At 35.6% G+C, this 15,257-nt stretch carries 17 protein-coding genes, 1 tRNA gene and 1 pseudogene; 6 read left to right on the top strand and 13 right to left on the bottom strand.

The window, feature by feature from the left end:
* Positions 1–11 precede the first annotated feature (11 nt).
* The 9 genes from ACN1CN_RS18795 to ACN1CN_RS18755 form a co-directional block, all read right to left on the bottom strand.
* Positions 12–1,331 (bottom strand): serine hydrolase domain-containing protein, encoded by a 1,320-nt coding sequence (locus ACN1CN_RS18795; protein ID WP_419136733.1) that lies wholly within the window; start codon positions 1,329–1,331, stop codon positions 12–14.
* A gap of 1 nt (position 1,332) precedes the next feature.
* On the bottom strand, positions 1,333–1,773 hold the full coding sequence (locus ACN1CN_RS18790) for a MarR family winged helix-turn-helix transcriptional regulator (protein WP_419136731.1): 441 nt from the start codon (positions 1,771–1,773) through the stop codon (positions 1,333–1,335).
* 104 nt (positions 1,774–1,877) lie between these two features.
* Positions 1,878–2,471, bottom strand: a complete 594-nt coding sequence (locus tag ACN1CN_RS18785) for a 2OG-Fe(II) oxygenase (RefSeq protein ID WP_419136729.1) — start codon at positions 2,469–2,471, stop codon at positions 1,878–1,880.
* 189 nt (positions 2,472–2,660) lie between these two features.
* Positions 2,661–4,124, bottom strand: coding sequence for an AAA family ATPase (locus ACN1CN_RS18780; RefSeq protein WP_419136727.1), 1,464 nt, complete (start codon positions 4,122–4,124; stop codon positions 2,661–2,663).
* 163 nt (positions 4,125–4,287) lie between these two features.
* Positions 4,288–5,406 (bottom strand): vWA domain-containing protein, encoded by a 1,119-nt coding sequence (locus ACN1CN_RS18775; protein WP_419136725.1) that lies wholly within the window; start codon positions 5,404–5,406, stop codon positions 4,288–4,290.
* A 106-nt stretch (positions 5,407–5,512) separates the two neighbouring features.
* Complete coding sequence (locus ACN1CN_RS18770) at positions 5,513–5,911, bottom strand: YchJ family protein (protein WP_419136724.1); 399 nt, start codon at positions 5,909–5,911, stop codon at positions 5,513–5,515.
* A complete protein-coding gene (locus tag ACN1CN_RS18765; RefSeq protein WP_173967418.1) occupies positions 5,883–6,113 on the bottom strand; it encodes a hypothetical protein in 231 nt (76 codons plus the stop codon). The genes ACN1CN_RS18770 and ACN1CN_RS18765 overlap by 29 nt, the downstream gene beginning before the upstream one ends.
* A 116-nt stretch (positions 6,114–6,229) precedes the next feature.
* Positions 6,230–6,373, bottom strand: coding sequence for a hypothetical protein (locus ACN1CN_RS18760; protein WP_173967417.1), 144 nt, complete (start codon positions 6,371–6,373; stop codon positions 6,230–6,232).
* On the bottom strand, positions 6,373–6,915 hold the full coding sequence (locus ACN1CN_RS18755) for a hypothetical protein (protein WP_419136722.1): 543 nt from the start codon (positions 6,913–6,915) through the stop codon (positions 6,373–6,375). Before ACN1CN_RS18755 ends, ACN1CN_RS18760 begins: the two co-directional genes overlap by 1 nt.
* A gap of 87 nt (positions 6,916–7,002) precedes the next feature.
* Between ACN1CN_RS18755 and ACN1CN_RS18750 the strand changes: the two genes are divergently transcribed.
* From ACN1CN_RS18750 to ACN1CN_RS18725, 6 genes and pseudogenes are all read left to right on the top strand, one after another.
* Positions 7,003–7,254: a hypothetical protein gene (locus tag ACN1CN_RS18750; protein ID WP_173967415.1), complete on the top strand. Its 252-nt coding sequence runs from the start codon at positions 7,003–7,005 to the stop codon at positions 7,252–7,254.
* Between the two features lie 308 nt (positions 7,255–7,562).
* Entirely contained in the window at positions 7,563–8,003 is a 441-nt protein-coding gene (locus ACN1CN_RS18745) for a KTSC domain-containing protein (RefSeq protein WP_017495548.1), read from the top strand.
* A gap of 259 nt (positions 8,004–8,262) precedes the next feature.
* Positions 8,263–9,024 carry a DUF4369 domain-containing protein gene (locus tag ACN1CN_RS18740; RefSeq protein ID WP_419136721.1) on the top strand — a complete coding sequence of 254 codons (762 nt, stop codon included), beginning with the start codon at positions 8,263–8,265 and terminating at the stop codon, positions 9,022–9,024.
* Positions 9,025–9,042: 18 nt separating this feature from the next.
* A pseudogene (locus ACN1CN_RS18735) lies at positions 9,043–9,429 on the top strand (peroxiredoxin family protein); the annotation flags it as partial.
* A 593-nt stretch (positions 9,430–10,022) separates the two neighbouring features.
* Positions 10,023–10,103: transfer RNA gene (locus tag ACN1CN_RS18730), tRNA-Tyr, on the top strand.
* 291 nt (positions 10,104–10,394) lie between these two features.
* On the top strand, positions 10,395–11,699 hold the full coding sequence (locus tag ACN1CN_RS18725; protein ID WP_419136720.1) for a site-specific integrase: 1,305 nt from the start codon (positions 10,395–10,397) through the stop codon (positions 11,697–11,699).
* A 351-nt stretch (positions 11,700–12,050) separates the two neighbouring features.
* Here the strand turns inward: ACN1CN_RS18725 and ACN1CN_RS18720 are convergent, their stop codons facing one another.
* The 4 genes from ACN1CN_RS18720 to traN form a co-directional block, all read right to left on the bottom strand.
* Positions 12,051–12,410 (bottom strand): helix-turn-helix domain-containing protein, encoded by a 360-nt coding sequence (locus ACN1CN_RS18720; protein ID WP_419136719.1) that lies wholly within the window; start codon positions 12,408–12,410, stop codon positions 12,051–12,053.
* Positions 12,411–12,649: 239 nt separating this feature from the next.
* On the bottom strand, positions 12,650–13,636 hold the full coding sequence (locus ACN1CN_RS18715) for a hypothetical protein (RefSeq protein WP_419136718.1): 987 nt from the start codon (positions 13,634–13,636) through the stop codon (positions 12,650–12,652).
* Between the two features lie 70 nt (positions 13,637–13,706).
* On the bottom strand, positions 13,707–14,495 hold the full coding sequence (locus ACN1CN_RS18710) for a hypothetical protein (RefSeq protein WP_419136717.1): 789 nt from the start codon (positions 14,493–14,495) through the stop codon (positions 13,707–13,709).
* A gap of 29 nt (positions 14,496–14,524) precedes the next feature.
* Complete coding sequence (gene traN / locus ACN1CN_RS18705) at positions 14,525–15,097, bottom strand: conjugative transposon protein TraN (RefSeq protein WP_419136716.1); 573 nt, start codon at positions 15,095–15,097, stop codon at positions 14,525–14,527.
* Positions 15,098–15,257 lie beyond the last annotated feature (160 nt).

The raw sequence follows: 15,257 nt of genomic DNA, 5'->3' as shown, positions 1-15,257 counted from the left end.
AAAAATAACGCTTAAACTCCTTTTGTTCTATTTTTTATTTCTTTTATTCCTGCCTTTCTGATTTCTACTTGTATAATTTTTCCTTTACCGTTTTTAATAAATTCCAATGTTATATCGTTATTGTCTGAGCGAAAGAATTTTGTTGGTGATTGCGGCAGCAGTTCAATGGTATAACCCGCATAATACAGCTTGTTTTCTTTTTTTACAATTTTGATATTTTCATATTCGCCTATATACTGATCGTAAACCTTAGCATCTGCAGCTACCTGAATGTGTTTGTACGGAAGCTCGGTCTCTTTCCCAAAACATATTCCGGCCAGACCATAAGAGATATAATACGATTTTGACTGATTGTTGGATAAAACAGTAATAAAAACTTTATCGTCAGTAAATTTATTAAAAGAGGTCATTGCCCCATAAAAACCTCCATCGTGCGCAATTAACGAATGTCCCTGATTGTAAACCGGATTGATCATTAAACCAAAACCAAAATTTTGCGCATTATACGATGTAAACATCTTTTTCTTAGATTCTTCCGACAGCAAAGTCTCACCATCGAAAAGCGCTTTATTCCACAAATTTAAATCGTCAACCGTTGAATATATACCGTCATGACCAAGATTAAAATTCCAGTTGATGTAGGGGTTTTTAGTCAATTTATTGTCCTTAAAATAATACAGTTGAGTCATTTTATCGACAACGGCATCATTAGTCGAAACTCCGGAATTGTACATTTTAGCTTTATCAAATAAATTTTGCTTTAAATACTCGGCATAAGATTGTCCGGATACTTTCTCAACAATGCGTGCTAATAAGTGATATCCAATGTTACTGTAGGCTGTACTGGTTCCTGGTTCAAACAGCAAAGGCTTTTTTGCCAGATACGTATAAATGGAATCTTTATTGAGATCTGTTTTGATCAGATACAATTCGTCAAAATCCATTTGAAAACCCGCATTGTGGGATAACATCATCTTCAAAGTAATCTTATCTCCTTTAGGGAAATCAGCAAAGTATTTACTCAATTGATCGTCTAGTGACAGTTTTTTATGCTCTGCCAATTGCAAGATCGCAACAGCGGTAAATTGTTTTGAAACTGATGCCAAACTAAACTTTGAATCTGTTTCATTTTTTACTTTCCATTCATAATTTGCAAAACCATATGCTTTTTTCAACAGTATAGAATCGTTTTTAGAAACCAATACCGTACCGCTAAAACCATTAACAGCAGATTGTGCGTCCATGTATTGTTCTAGCGCTCTGCCAAGTTCTTTTTGTGAATATCCGAAAGTAAATACCAACAATACGATTAATGTTAATCTTGATTTCATGCTACTTATTTTTACAATTAATGATGATTTTATGGAGTGTTTTATCCAGTAATGCTATTTCTTCTATAGACAGCCCCTGAAGTGCAGTTTGCCGGTTGGTCTCAATAACCGGTTGTATTTCCTGAAGTGTTTTGATCCCTTTTTTAGTGATCTCCAGATTAAATTTTCTTCGATCCTCGAGATGAATGGTGCGGGTGATGTATTCTTTTTTGACCATCAATTCGATCATTCTCGTAATTGAAGCACTGTCTTTAAATACCAGATTTGCCAGTTCGTTTTGGGAAATGTCCGGATTATCGTTTAGTATAATTAAAACCAGGCATTGATCTACCGTAATATCTTTTACAACCTTTGTAATGTTTTTTTGCGCCAGTCTTCGATATTCTTTTATTGCTTTCTCTAAGGAGTACAGCGCTGTTCCGGTTGGATTTTCAAGTTTCATGTTTTTTTTATTTGATACAAATATAATTGATATATCAATATAATTTCAAAAAACTTTAAACCCGACAAGTTTTTTTTAACCTGTCGGGTTTAATGATTCAAATTTTAGTCGCTTTTTAACCAGCCTGTAATACTCATTCTGGTGTTTTGAGTAACCAGAACTTCATGCACCAATTCATTACTTTTAAAGAAAACAGTTTTTCCCTGAGTAGGTGCAATTTTTTGATTGTTATTTTCCTGATGAATCATTAATTCTCCACCATCACTTTCCTGCCAATTGCTGTTCAGATAGCTGATCATCGAGTATTTTCGGCCGGGATTGTTTTTAAACTGATCCAAATGCTTCAAATAAAAATCTCCGGTTTCGTATAACGAATAATGAAATTCATAGCCCGTAATTCCGGTATAACAACTTCTATTCAAATACAATATGAAAGCATCTATTTTATCGAAAAACTCATTTTCAAAAACATTGTTGTGCTTTTTATCCAGCCAGTAAATAGAGTCGCTGCGTATAGCACCATCGTAAGACAGTTTTTCTGAGTTTCCGATTCCTGCAGCCTGCAATAAGCTTTTACGATTTAAATCTATCAGATTTTGCTTTAAATGATTGGCCAGTTCAGGACTTAAAAAATGCTCCGATATTCCAACTTTGTTTTCTATATAACTCGCAATCAAATCTTCAAAACTATCTTCCATTTTTATTTTGGGAAACTGCAAATACAGTCAACGGAGCAAGGTAGCCGAAATAAAACTGGTAATGGGCTTTTTACAAAATAATAAACCCGACAGGTTTTAATTATCAAAAAAATATCGTTTTTTTCTTAAACAACAAACCCGACAGGTTTTAAAAACCTGTCGGGTTTAATAATAAAAATAGATTATAAACTACAGTTTACTGATATAGCTTCCGTACATATCTTTAAACTGATGTCCTTTTGCAAAACGGTCTTTGCTCAGTTTTCGGTATTCGACCAATCCCCACAGAATAAATTCTTTCATGAAATACAGATCCTTTTTATCCAATTGAGGCTGGTATTTCTTTATTAAAGTATCTAAGGGTGTGACTTCATCTAAAATGCTCTGATACTCCGCGTCTGAAGCATCGTCTAACAATTCGAAGCCGCTTTCGGCAAAAAACCACTCGATTACATCTGAATAAGGTGTTTTTTCTCCAGGTTTCTCCAGCTTTTCAATTTTAGGCAGAAGTGTTGGAAATAAAGTTCTGATGGACAAACCAATTAAGTTTTGTGCCACCACAGCAGCTCCCTCCTGCTCTCCTTCATAAACCAATTCTACTTTTCCGGTTATTGCAGGAATGATCCCGACAAAGTCAGACAAACGCAAAGTTGTTTTTTCCAGCCCCGCCTTCAAGGCACGACGCTCGGCGGTACTCATTAAATTTTCGAAAGCAGTAATACTCATTCTCGCGCTTACACCACTTTTATTGTCGATGTATTCGCTTTCCCTCGCTTCAAAACTAATCTGCTCTAAAATATCTTTGGCCAGACCTGGTACGTAAACCGATCTGTGCTGTGTTTCATCCAATTTTGCTTCCTGCTCTGTAATAGCTCTTGCAATGGCAATAGTTTCAGGATAATGCGTCAGGATCTGCGAACCAATTCTGTCTTTTAAAGGGGTAACTATACTTCCCCTGTTGGTATAATCTTCGGGATTTGCCGTAAAAATAAACTGCATGTCCAGTGGCATTCTCAATTTAAAACCCCTAATCTGAATGTCACCTTCCTGCAAAATATTAAAAAGCGCTACCTGAATTCTGGCCTGTAAGTCCGGCAATTCGTTAATCACAAAAATGCAGCGGTTTGCTCTTGGAATCATTCCGAAATGTATCACGCGATCGTCTGCATAAGACAGCTTTAAATTGGCTGCTTTTATAGGGTCAACGTCACCAATTAAATCGGCTACCGTAACATCTGGTGTGGCTAATTTTTCGAAAAAACGCTCGTTTCTGTGCAACCATGAAATCGGAGTATCATCGCCTTTTTCGGCAATTAAATCTTTTGCAAAACGTGAAATTGGGTTTAACGGATCATCGTTAATTTCAGAACCTGTAACAAACGGAATGTACTCATCGAGCAATTCAACCAGCTTACGCGCCAGACGTGTTTTGGCCTGACCGCGAAGTCCTAATAAATTGATGTTGTGGCGGGATAAAATAGCGCGTTCCAGTTCCGGAATCACCGTATTTTCAAAACCGTGAACGCCTTCAAAAACAGGCTTCCCCGATTTGATTTTCTCCCTAAGGTTATTTCGCAATTCATCTTTGATGCTAATACTTTTATATCCTGCGGCTTTTAACTGACCTAATGTGTTTGTATTTTTTATTTCCATTTTTACTGATTGAAAAATTTCTAATTTGCTTCTCTTTTTTAAACTTTTAATGGCCTTTTGTTTCTCTCCCGCTTCGACTTCACTCAGCAGGACATTTGTCACTGCGACTCATTCTTAGGCTTCGCTCAGCAGGACAACAGTGACTGAGACTGAGACTAAACAACTACCTCACTCTCTTCTTCCTATTCGTTTCGTAATCTTCAAAAATCATCTCTCCCAAACCTTTTAATCCGGTGTAAAATGCTTTTCCCTGATTGGCTTCGGTAAAATGATTAACAAAACGTTGCAAATACGGATCGTTTGCAATCATAAAGGTGGTAATCGGAATGTGCAGTTTTCGGGCTTGTTGTGCCTGTGTGTAACATTTATCAACGATGTATTCGTCGAGTCCGTTACTATTCATATAATACGAACCGTCGCGCTCGCGCACGCAGCTTGGCTTTCCATCGGTAATCATAAAAATCTGTTTGTTGGTATTTCGTTTTCTGCGTAAAATATCCATAGCCAATTGAAGTCCGGCAACCGTATTGGTATGATAAGGGCCAACTTGCAAATAAGGCAGATCTTTAATCGGAATGGTCCAGGCATCATTTCCAAAAACCAAAATATCAAGTGTGTCTTTAGGATAACGTGTTGTGATTAGTTCAGCCAAAGCCATGGCTACTTTTTTTGCCGGTGTAATCCGGTCTTCCCCATACAAAATCATGCTGTGACTGATATCGATCATCAAAACAGTGCTCATTTGGGCTTTGTATTGTGTTTCTTCTACAACCAAATCATTCTCGGTTAGCATGAAACTTTCAACACCATTATTAATCTGAGCATTTCGCAGACTTTCGGTTAACGAAATTCGTTCTAAACCATCCCCAAAACTAAACTCCCGAAATTCTCCTGTATGTTCGTCACCATTTCCGGCATGTTTTGTTTTATGATTTCCGTTTCCGGACCGTTTCAAATTGCCAAAAATCTGATCCAAAGCTTGTTGTCTGATGGCGCGTTCTGTTTTGGCGGTAATTCCAAAACCTCCGGTTCCATCAGGTTTCACTTCGTCTTTTATATAACCTTTCTTTTTTAAATCTTCGATAAAATCATCGATCGTGTAGTTTTCGTCCGTTAGCTTGTATTCTTTGTCTAACTCCCGAAGCCAGTTGATAGCTTCGTCAAAATCACCCGAAGTATGGGTGATCAGCTCTTTGAAAATACCAAAAAGCTTTTCAAAAGGAGACTGAAACGGGGCTTCATACGTCTTAAAATAAAAACCCTTTTTAATTTCATTTTTCATAATTCTAAAATTACGCTATTTTAGAATTATGAAAAAAGAAACAGTTATTAATTTTTAGTTAAAAATTTTGAATAAAATCAGCTAAATTTAGCGAGAAGCTTAGTAATTATTCAAACTTTCCATCCAGATAATACCAAGCATTATTTTCGAATTTAAAGGTCGAAAATTCATAATGTATCTGAGGTTTATGATCTGCATCCAGAAAATAAGCTTTAAACTCAACCGTATTTTCGGAATGGCTTAAAATTTCCAGTTTTTGCCAGCTGTTGCTGGTAGCCCATTTTAAAATCTCTGCTTTTGAATAATACTTTCTTTCTGAAACAGCGGTAGTTTCTAAAAGATAATCCGCATTATGCGTAGCATAGGCAGAGTAGCGCGAACGCATTAATGCTAAAGCTGTCGGGGCTTTCTGGTTGTTTTCCAGATACAAACCACAACAGTCTTCAAATCTTAATCCGGTGTCGCAAAAGCAGTTTTTACTCTCCATCAACCTGCTCTTCTCCATTAATTTTTACATGCAGCTGATTCAAGAGCACCTGATACCTGCTGATTTCTCTCAGGTCTTCATCTTCTTCGGCATGGTCCAGCATTTCATCTAAAACTTCATTTACTTCCAGTAATTTGTTGTTAGCTTCTCTGTTATTTTTTGCAGCAATTAAATCTATGATTTCCTGTACACTTATTTTTAAATCTTCGAATTTACTCATGTCTGTTGTTCTATTTTTTTGTTTCAGGTTTCAAGTTTCAAGTTTCAGGTTTCAAGTTTCAAGTTTCAGGTTTCAGGTTTCAGGTTCCTATAAAAACTTGAAACCTGAAACCTTTTTTACTCCTCTTTACTCTCGTTAAACTTTTTAATAATTTCTTTTAGCTTTTCTTTACGTGCAATTTCAGCCTGTTTTACTTTGTTTTGGGCTTTGTGCAATTTGTCGTTGTGCTTTTTGATGTTCCTTTCGTTGTTGCGTCCCATTATATTTCTCTTTTAATTTCTTCTAAAGTTTTCTCGGTATAAATCAGCTCGTTGATGATTTGTTTCCTCAACTCGTCTATGTCTTCATAATCAAAATGTTTCGCCCATGAAGTGAGTTGTTGCAGATTCCGAATCTGTTTGATGCGCTTGGTGGTTTCAAAACTGGTTCTTAAAACAGGTTTTCCATCGTATTTTGGGTTTTTCTTATGCTGGTACGTTACTTTGTTCTGCTCAAAATCGGCTTCAATATAATAAAGCTTTTCTTCGGCATTATCAGGGTAAAATTCGCTCCAGGCAGCAAAACCTATTTTTGTTTTTGAAGGCGTTTCCGGCTCCATAGCAAGCAAACGCCATTTGCTGTTGGCCAATCGACCCCAGTGATTTGACACTCTGTACATCCCGGCTTCTGTATAATAATAGGTACTCCCGGCTTTGCTTTCAAACTGTTTCTTTAGACCTTCAATTTCATTTGAAAGTACTTCGTGAAAAACACAAAAGGTATTTTTGAACGAATTAGGATGTGGCTTGAAGTTTTTTTGCATGTGCAAATATACTGAGATTGTCACGAACTCCCTAAAACAAACATAAATTGATTAACTTTGTACCTTCAATTTTAAAATAAAAAAGTCATGTCTAAAGATTCACACGAAAAAATGTTGCAAAAAGGAGTTTATACGGGCATCATAGAAAAAGATGAAAACAACAACTATTTTTGTGGTGAGTACCTTTTAGATTATAAAATAGCACATTCGAACTTCAACATTGGCGATTGGATTACGATTAAATCTATTATCGAAAATCCGAGCGATATCAGTTATGATAAGTACCCTAAGAAGTCTAAGAACTTTGATAAAGCCAATAACAAACCTGAAAACAAATAAGAGAAACTTCCATCAAAAGAAGGAAAACACACTCACTCACGTTACTATTTTATAAAACGCAAAGTTTGCAAAGCTTTTAGCTTGGTTAACCTTGCGTTTTTTTATATCATTTACCGTAAAATGAATCTATTTTCGGTCTTCCCGTTTCATTTATCCGTTAATACTTAACCGCTAACCTTTTATTTTTTTGATTATTTTTTCGATCAAATCTAAAAAGTTAAAAAAAAGTGTACCTTTGCAAAAAATTTGTCGTTTTGAAGTAAAAAACACTCATTTCAAACTAATAGACAAGAAGTTACCTTTTATTTATGAAAAAAATAGTTGAATACCGCAAGTTACTAAATGTAGACAAAACTGCTGAATTAAAAGATTTAAAAACAATCTATCGTAATGCGATGAAAGAATCTCATCCTGATAAATTTCAAGGTGATGATGCTGGTTTAAAAGCGGCAGAAGAAAAAAGTAAAGCTATTATTGAGGCTTATCACTTCTTGGTAAGTATTAATCCTGAAACGATTAAACTTAATTTACCAGAATACACTGAAACAATTTCGACTTGTTCAATTACTGATTATAAATTTGTTGAAGGTCGTTTGATTATCGATTTCTCTAACGGAAGTGTTTACGAATACATCAGTGTTCCAAAAGCAACTTACGTTAAAATGGTAAATGCTGATTCTCCTGGAAGATTTGCAAAAAGACACATTTTGAATTCTTTCACATGGAGAAAGAAAACAAATCAGGAATAGATTTATACCAAAATATTTACAAAAGCACTCTCTCACAAGAGTGCTTTTTTTATGCATAAAAATTAAAAAAAGCGTTATTTATTTTCATAATAACAATATAATTAAGAGTTTTAAATCAAATCAGGCCAGTAAACAAGCTGATTCTATGCGAATTAAACTCAAAAAAACTATAACAAAATTTTAGGTTCCAAAATTCTTTAAGTTTTATAATTTTAGATACTTTTGTTGCACAAATCAATTAACTAATTAATTTTTTATAATGAAAAAAATACTTTTTTTACTAACCGCTTCTGTAGCGATTATTTCATGCAGCAAAGTTAAAGACGGAGAATACCTAATCACAGGAACTGCAACAGGTATCGAAAACGGAAAAACCATCATTCTTCAGGGTCAGGACCCAACAACAAAAATGGCTGTATCTCTAGACACAGTAAAAGTTGAAAACGGAAAATTTGAAATAAAAGGAAAAGTAACTGAACCAGCTTTCCATACTTTAATTGTTCAGGGAGCTAACGGTCCTATTCCTTTCATCTTAGAAACTGGAGAAATCACTATTGCAGTTGACAAAGACAGTATCCACAAATCTAAAATTTCTGGAACTTACAACAATGACGAGTACGTAAAATTCAATGAGGACATGACTAAAACTCAAAAAAGTTTAGTTGACTTCCAAAAGAAAAACACTCAAAAAATGCGACAAGCTCAACAAGCACAAGATACAGCAACGATCAATGGCTTGATGAAACAATACATGACACTTCAAACAGAAGTTCAGGAAAATTCTAAAAAGAAATATTTAGCTTACGCTGAAACTCACCCAAAAGCTTTTATCTCTGCATTAATCATTCAAAGTATGATTAACGATCCAAGCACTGATGTTAAAAAAGCAGAAGGTTTATACAACTCTTTAGACGAGTCTTTAAAAAACTCTGCTCCAGGTAAAGAAATCAAAACAAAATTAGGACAAATGAAAAATCCTGCAGTTGGTGCATCAGCAGCTCCTGTTGGAAGCCCTAAATGAAGAGCAGATTTTTCAGCTCCCAATCCGGAAGGAAAAGTAGTTTCGCTTAAAGAAAGCTTAGGCAAAGTAACTATCGTTGATTTCTGGGCATCATGGTGCGGACCGTGCAGAAAAGAAAACCCTAATGTTGTAGCGATTTATAAAGAATTACACGCGAAAGGTTTAAATATTATTGGAGTCTCTTTAGACAAAGAAGCTGCTGCCTGGAAAGAAGCTATCGCAAAAGATGGATTAGTCTGGACACAAGTTTCGAATCTGAAATTTTGGGATGAACCAATTGCAAAACAATACGGAGTAGAATCTATTCCGGCAACTTTTATCCTTGACGCGTCAGGAAAAGTAGTTGCTCAGGACTTAAGAGGTCCTGAATTAAAAGCAAAAATAGTAGAGCTTTTAGCCAAATAATAGCTCTACTCTGCATAAACAAAAAAATCTCCCTAGTGGAGATTTTTTTGTTTTTACTCCACTGCTAAAAATCAAACCTTCATTCACAAAGACAAATATTGAAGAAAAGAGATTAAGCGAAACCTATAAAGGGAAATCACCCGCATTTGCTGCAACAACTCCTTTTTTTGGCATCTCAACTAAAATTCACATTTTTTAGCGCTTAAATCCGGAAATAACAATGTTGATAAAGAAACTCAACCTAAAAACAGGAACAAGCTTATTTTCCTTAACAGCGAGCAATTACTAAAGAATACCTGATAGATTTGTTTCGTATCGTTTTCCTCGATACCTCAGGAAAAACGCCTGCTAAACACTTAATAGTTCTAAAAACAGGACTAAAAAACCACAATAAAATCAAAAGAATAATCCTACTTTTAAAAACAATTCCTAAAAACATCTAAAAAAGGTGTTTTTTATTTTATTCAATTCCAACGAATTAAAAAATAACTTTAAGATAACTTAAAATTAAGTTCCTTTTTTGTTTGTAAACATCGAAAACGTTCCTATATTTGCAACCGCTTAGAACAACAAAGCGCAACAATACAAGCTTCGGGGAGATACTCAAGCGGCCAACGAGGGCAGACTGTAAATCTGCTGTGTGAACTTCGCAGGTTCGAATCCTGCTCTCCCCACGGAAAGGCCTAAAAGGCGGAAAACTTAAAGTTTTCAATCTTTTCAAAAAGCCACAAAAAATGTCTGAAGACCTGCAAATTCAACGATTTGCAGGTTTTTTTTATTTTAGGCCTGTTTTCAATATTTATAAATCCTCACAAAATTAAAGGTGCAGAATCGGTGCACTTTCCGGCGCGCTGAAAAGTGCACCAGAAACAGTAAAAATCCCTTATACCATAGGGGTTAACGAGATTAACGACTTGATTTGGCAGTAATATTATTCTACATTTATTAATTTAAAAAGTAGGATTATGTTGGAAAGCAGTTTTGGTTTGGGATTCTTTTTAAAAAGACCCAAAATAGAAAGTAAAGAATGGATCGTATATTTCAGAATAACTGTTGACGGTATCCGTAAGGAAAGCTCAACTAAAAGAAAATGGGATAATACACGATGGGATCAAAGGTTCGAAAGAGCGGTCGGCTCAAAGGAAGATGCAAAGTCGCTGAACTTCTTTTTGGATTCGCTGACTTTAAAAATCAATGAAATCAAAACCGAAATGATGTACAGCGGCAAAACCATAACCGCTGAGAAAATTATGGACGAGGTTCTGGGAAGGACAGCGCCAAAGATTAAGGTGCTCGAAGAATTTCAAAAGCATAATGATGAAATGGAGGCGCTTCTTGGAAAAGGCTATGCAAAAGGCACCCTTGACCGGTTTACCATTACTAAAAACCATTTGACTGCTTTTATAAAATTCAAGCTTAAAAAGCACGATCTTGAATTTGCGGATTTGAATCTCGAGTTTGTAAAGGACTTCGAGTTTTACCTTAGAACTGTACGCGACTGCAGCAACAACACCACCCTAAAGTATATTGCAAATTTCAAAAAGATTGTAATCCGCGCCATTGATAAGGAGTTAATCACCAAGGACCCATTTAAGAACTTTAAGGGACGTAAAACAAAACTGGTAAAAAAACCACTCACCGCACAGGAATTGTACGAACTTGAAAGTCATTATTTCACAACTGACAGGCTCAATGTCGTAAGGGATGTATTTGTCTTCCAATGCTACACTGGCCTGGCTTACATAGACGCATATCAATTAAAGAAAACTGATATCAAAGAAGGCATTGATGGAAATCTATGGATTATGTCCGAAAGGCAGAAAACAAACTCATCATTTAATGTCCCTCTTCTTCCCCAAGCACTGAAAATAGTTGAAAAATATAAAGAGCACCCGCTGTGTATCCAGCGTGGAACCGTGCTTCCTGTTTCATCCAACCAGAAAATGAATGAGTATCTAAAAGAGGTGGCAGTCTTGTGCGGCTTTCCTTTTACATTAAACACGCATATGGCACGGCGTACTTTTGGAAGCACTGTGACATTAAACAACAACGTCCCTATTAATGTAGTTAAAGAACTGCTGGGTCATGCATCGGTAAAACAGACTGAGGCATATGCTATAACTGAGCAGGCCACAATCGGACGTGAAATGTCTATTCTCAATAAAAAACTCAATAAAACTGGGTCCAAAATGTCTAAGCCTGATTTGGTGGTTCTCAGCAGGCTCGAAAAGGAAATTCAGGCAATCAAAAAGAAATACAACATTTCTTAGTGATAAATAATTTTAAAATATCTTTAAACTTAAAAGAGGCTATCTCAAATATTTTGAGATAGTCTCTTTTTACACAACTTAACTTCGCTTTTATATCCTGGATGATAAGATGGGGTGTACTTAATGTATCCTAAATCCTGAAGCTGTTTAAAATACTTATGATAAGTCGGTAACGTATTCACATGCGACAGCTCCATAAGTTTACTTCGGCTGACTTTAATCCTATGCCTCTCCCCTTGCCTGAATCCTAAACTTAGAATTGCTGCTAAAAGAGCCAAATGCCAAACGTTGAGTTTGGGATCATCCATATAAATGGATAAGTGACCTATGATTTGTTCTTCTCCTTTATTATTAGTTTGACTCATCATTGAAAAGTTTTAGCAGATCTTCTTTATTGTAGTAGTACGAGCCAAGCACTTTTTTGAAACGGACTTTTTGGCTTGTTCTAAGATTCTGAACTGAACCTGCTGAAATATCAAGCAGTTTTCTGACGGCTTTACTTTTTAACCACTCTGGATCTGACGATTCGTTTTGCTGAGAATTCTTTTCTTTAAATATAGTTTGTATTTTATCCAGTAATAGAAGACCAAACTGCCTTAGATCTTCCTTTGTAACAATTTCTTCCATAACATCTTTATTTATGATTCTAAATGAAATAAATGCTGCTCCTTTTATTTTTATTTTTCGTTGGAACATAAAAAAGGTATCCATATTCATGCAATTCACGCATGCACTTATGATATGTCTTAGGTGACATTATTTTAGCAATCTTTTGAATTTCTATGCTGTATGCTTGTATTGGGTTTATAAAATCTCTGTTTGCCCGAAATTGAAGCAGTGCGGCAAAAATTGCAATGTGAGTTGTGCTTATTCTGAAGTCATTGTCAATTGCCTGAAAAAATCCCGATAAAAGTTTAAGATTTTCCATAACTATATAAGATATATTAACATCACATGTGATGCGACTTTTTTGCGCTCTGAGTCTCAATATTCTGCTGCGGTTTTCGCAGCGGACTAATTTTACAGCCGTTTTTAATTTCTGTCAAACTAACTTTCTGCATCCTGTCGTTATAAAAAGTCAAGGTCTTAAAGCGTGGATTTGCTTCCAAAAAAACTTTCATTTCTCTCCCTTGAATCAGAAGCACTGCTTCTTCCCTCCTGCCCTTTTTCAAAGAATCGGCCAAGGATTCGAATGTCTCATGTTCATCATTTTTAATAGGAATTGCTCTTAAAACATTGCTGACGTTATATCCATACGCTTCCGGAAATTCATGCATCCGATAATTGTCATTAAGGTCTCTATCGTAGAAGTTAAACTGTTTCCAGGTTCCGCTCTTAAGAACTGCTCTTCCCGCAAGCATTTCGTATGCCTCTGCAGCGTTAAAACTCTCAGATTTTTCATTCTTAAAGTAGTGCGTACTGCGGCTAGATGGCGACGAATCAGTATCTAGACTAGATCTGAATCCATCAAACTGGTAAGCCCCCTGTGCATCTTTTACAAATTGCAGTGAATGTTCAAGTCTTTCATTTTCTGAGATGTGATAAGAAACGGGAACAGAAAAATTTAACTGCTGTTCCTGCATATGCTCCAATACTTTGCTATAAGCCTCATGAAAACCGCTTTTTATAAGCTGTTCCTCTAAAGTCTTCTTGTTTAATTCCAGATCTCTAACATAATCACGTTTATCTATCCTTTCAAAAACAACAGCACTAATCGCTTCATTTAAAAGCCGGTCAATGATATTAGGATAGACCTGATGTCTTAATTTATTATATTCATGCTTAAGAAATCTCAAAGTTATTTTTTCGTCTACTGCTTTCGTCTTTTTATATTTAAAAAGCAGCATCTTAAAAAATTTCAGTTTCTCTATGCCAAAAGAGCGTTCTATCGGTGGGCTGTTTTGAAATAAAAATTTTAATTTTTCTTCCTTTGACATCCACAATTTTATCTCGTTTTCTACTCTATTGTTTTCAGAAGACATAGCCTATCCTTATTACTGCAGAGCCTTAAACCGATCTGCCCGCTTTTTTTGAACGGGAGTTACTGTTCTTTTCCTTCTGAGAGGGCTCATCATCGTTATTATTCTGGCTGTGATCTTTCTGCTTTGACTCAGTCTTTTTTTCCTCCTTGCTTTCGCGATGATTAATTCGCTGTTTATCACCGTCGTAGACATTTAAAGTTTTAAATTGCGGGTTTGCCTCTACGTACATCTTGCTTTCCACGCTCGCTACAACAAAAGTTACAGACTGCAGATTTCCTTTTTTTAGCGAGTTTAAAAGATCTTCTTTGTACTTTGGAGTATTGAGTTCTTTAATTGAATGTTTCTCAAGACTTGCTTCCAGATCGTAACCGTAATTTTGGTGGTATTGATCCAATTTGAAGTTTGAATTGCCGTCGCTTTCTTTGAAATTCATTTTCAACCACGCGTTATAAACTTCACCCTCTTTGGTTTTCAGATCTTTATTTACCGAGCGTCCTTCCATTAAATTATAAGCTTCTTTAAGGGTAATATTACTGCTGTTGTTATTAATATAAAAAGTCTGTTCCAATCCTTGTTTGGAATCTTCTTTTTTAAGGTTTACATGATAGGAATTAAAAAAATACAAATCGCTTTGATCTGATTTTTTAAAATTCAGCACTGCAGTCATGGAATCTGTTCCATAGACACCTTCCTTCATAAGCTTAAATTCTGTTTCTCCTTTAAGCATTTTCTCCTTCAAGTCCTGGTCGAACGTTTCTCCAAATCCGGTATATTTCAGCTGATCTTTCAAGAATTCTAAATTTTTCTGATTCATGACAATTATTTTTTTTAGTTATTACTCATTTATAAGCTGTTTAGAACATCGAGATTTATTAGATCGTTATTCTTAATATCTATTTCTATATGCCTCCCGCCATTTTTTTCAATAAGCTGTATAGTGAGGTATTTCTTTTCGGGGATCGTAAACTTGGATACGGCATAAACTATATTCACTTCAGATTTGTCCGGAATTACAGAAGAGGCAGAAGTTGAATACAGAGGTATTACCTCTATTTCCTGAGATGCGGTGCGCTTTGATTTCTTGCGGTCTCTTATAAAAAACCTCAGCTGGTCTATCTCATAATTAATTTTTGAATTATTACCCAGCACAAATCTGAAGTACAAAACGTCCTGATGAATAAATATTCCGGTAACATTCAGTTTCATTTCAAATCTTGAACGTTTTAGTCCTTCTAATTTTTTCTTTTTAGACAAAGCAAGGCTGGCATAGTGCTCAATTTTCTTTTGATTATCGTTCTCCATTGAAAACAAAATATTCCCACTTACAACAGCTGTATTATCCGCTTTAATATTTAAATCAGGACAGGATTCATCATAGTTCAGAACAAATACATACAGCCTATTGTCAGCTGTCACTACAGTGAGGTTAGTCTGATTGAAATTCTCCTTTGCTGCAAATTCCGGTTATATTGATCACCCCATTCCGTTTTAAAGTGAGCACCTGATTCCAGTTCAAAATGACCACCTAATTCCGGAGCAAAATGACCACCTCCGTTTTGATTAAAAACTATATTTT

The organism is Flavobacterium sp. T12S277, from assembly GCF_048514875.1.
Lineage (GTDB): Bacteria > Bacteroidota > Bacteroidia > Flavobacteriales > Flavobacteriaceae > Flavobacterium.
This window is presented reverse-complemented; position numbering and strand designations above follow the sequence as displayed.

Coding starts and splice junctions, on each gene's coding strand:
- ACN1CN_RS18780 (WP_419136727.1), bottom strand. CDS start 4,124: ATGGAAATAAAAAATACAAACACATTAGGTCAGTTAAAAGCCGCAGGA.
- ACN1CN_RS18720 (WP_419136719.1), bottom strand. CDS start 12,410: ATGGATACCTTTTTTATGTTCCAACGAAAAATAAAAATAAAAGGAGCA.
- ACN1CN_RS18725 (WP_419136720.1), top strand. CDS start 10,395: ATGTTGGAAAGCAGTTTTGGTTTGGGATTCTTTTTAAAAAGACCCAAA.
- ACN1CN_RS18745 (WP_017495548.1), top strand. CDS start 7,563: ATGAAAAAAATAGTTGAATACCGCAAGTTACTAAATGTAGACAAAACT.
- ACN1CN_RS18750 (WP_173967415.1), top strand. CDS start 7,003: ATGTCTAAAGATTCACACGAAAAAATGTTGCAAAAAGGAGTTTATACG.
- ACN1CN_RS18755 (WP_419136722.1), bottom strand. CDS start 6,915: ATGCAAAAAAACTTCAAGCCACATCCTAATTCGTTCAAAAATACCTTT.
- ACN1CN_RS18710 (WP_419136717.1), bottom strand. CDS start 14,495: ATGAATCAGAAAAATTTAGAATTCTTGAAAGATCAGCTGAAATATACC.
- ACN1CN_RS18795 (WP_419136733.1), bottom strand. CDS start 1,331: ATGAAATCAAGATTAACATTAATCGTATTGTTGGTATTTACTTTCGGA.
- ACN1CN_RS18765 (WP_173967418.1), bottom strand. CDS start 6,113: ATGAGTAAATTCGAAGATTTAAAAATAAGTGTACAGGAAATCATAGAT.
- ACN1CN_RS18715 (WP_419136718.1), bottom strand. CDS start 13,636: ATGTCAAAGGAAGAAAAATTAAAATTTTTATTTCAAAACAGCCCACCG.
- ACN1CN_RS18790 (WP_419136731.1), bottom strand. CDS start 1,773: ATGAAACTTGAAAATCCAACCGGAACAGCGCTGTACTCCTTAGAGAAA.
- ACN1CN_RS18775 (WP_419136725.1), bottom strand. CDS start 5,406: ATGAAAAATGAAATTAAAAAGGGTTTTTATTTTAAGACGTATGAAGCC.
- ACN1CN_RS18785 (WP_419136729.1), bottom strand. CDS start 2,471: ATGGAAGATAGTTTTGAAGATTTGATTGCGAGTTATATAGAAAACAAA.
- ACN1CN_RS18740 (WP_419136721.1), top strand. CDS start 8,263: ATGAAAAAAATACTTTTTTTACTAACCGCTTCTGTAGCGATTATTTCA.
- ACN1CN_RS18760 (WP_173967417.1), bottom strand. CDS start 6,373: ATGGGACGCAACAACGAAAGGAACATCAAAAAGCACAACGACAAATTG.
- ACN1CN_RS18770 (WP_419136724.1), bottom strand. CDS start 5,911: ATGGAGAAGAGCAGGTTGATGGAGAGTAAAAACTGCTTTTGCGACACC.